The 1,382-nt window shown below is 69.8% G+C and carries 1 protein-coding gene; it reads left to right on the forward strand.

Translation table 11 applies throughout. The annotated features are described in order from the left end of the window. A partial coding sequence (locus tag JK364_RS54275) for an IS701 family transposase (RefSeq protein ID WP_201858855.1) occupies positions 1-1,382 on the forward strand: 1,382 nt, incomplete at its 5' end.

Genomic DNA, 1,382 nt, shown 5'->3' on the forward strand with positions numbered 1-1,382 from the left:
GACCGCTGGAGCAGTACGCCGCCGACTTCGATGATCTGTTCGACTCCCTGGCCCAGCGTCGGGGTTTTCGTCAGTACCTCACGGGATTGCTGGCGCCGCGGGAACGGAACAAAACGCTGACATGCCTGGCCGGGGCCGAGCCGGTAGCGGGAGCCCAGCACCCCGCGGTGCAGCGGCTGCAGTTCTTCCTCTCCGAATCCCCCTGGGAGCACGAGCGGATCAACACCCGTCGCCTTGAGCGAATACTGGATGATCCGCGCACCGCTGCGCATGCCGGTGGGGTGCTGGTCATCGACGACTCCGGCGACCGGAAGGACGGGACCGCGACCGCGCATGTGGGCCGGCAGTGGCTGGGCCGATACGGCAAGACCGACAACGGGATCGTCACCGTCACTACGTTGTGGGCGGACGAGCGGCTGTACTATCCGCTGCACGCCGTGCCCTACACCCCCGCCCGCCACTTCCCCCAGGGCCGCAGCGATCCGGGCTTCGCCACAAAACTGCAGACCGCTGCCGCACTCGCCCGCCGGGCCACCCAGGCCGGAGTTCACTTCCGGGCGGTGGCGGCCGACTGTGCCTACGGCGACCAGGACGGTTTCCGCGGCGAACTGGCCACCGCCGGACTGCCGTTCGTGATGGCCCTCAAACGGCGCCGCGGCACCTGGGCCTACGGCCCCGATGCCCACACCCCGGTCGACGCCGCCCGGGAACTGGCCTGGCACGGCCCCGACCGGCCGGGCGACTGGACGGCGGTGACCCGCACCTTCCGCGACGGGCACACCACCACCTGGTGGGCCGCCGACGCGTCCCTGGGCTGGTGGGGACCGGACGGCACCACCCGGCTGGTGGTGGCCACCACCGACCCGGACACCCTGCCGGAGAAATCCACCTGGTATCTGGCCACCAACCTGCCCCGCCCCGGCTCACCACGCGAGGCCGACAGCCCCCACCCGGCCGCCGACCTCGCCGAGATCGTGCGGATCTACGGCATCCGCAACTGGATCGAGCAGAGCTACAAGCAGGTCAAGGACGAACTGGGCTGGGCCGACTTCCAGGTCCGCACCGACCGTGCCATCCGCCGCCACCAGACCCTGGTCAACTGCGCGTTCTCCTTCTGCTGGGAAGCCGGACCGCCACCCGCTCCCGCCAACCGCCCGGCCCGGCCAGAGAGGGGGCACCCGATCGCACCACCCGGCACGCTGGCCCCAGGCCCTACGCACCGTCCTCAGTTGGCTGACCCCCACCATCATGCTGCAACACTGGTGGAAAGCCTGGTCCAGCACGCCCCCGCCAGCAGAGTTACAGAACCTGATCAACGCAGTCAGTACCGGCCGACCACTCAGCCACTACCTCCCACTCCCGCCTTAACAAACCACCGCTAG

It is taken from the genome of Streptomyces endocoffeicus (assembly GCF_016741935.1).
Taxonomy (GTDB): domain Bacteria; phylum Actinomycetota; class Actinomycetes; order Streptomycetales; family Streptomycetaceae; genus Streptomyces; species Streptomyces endocoffeicus.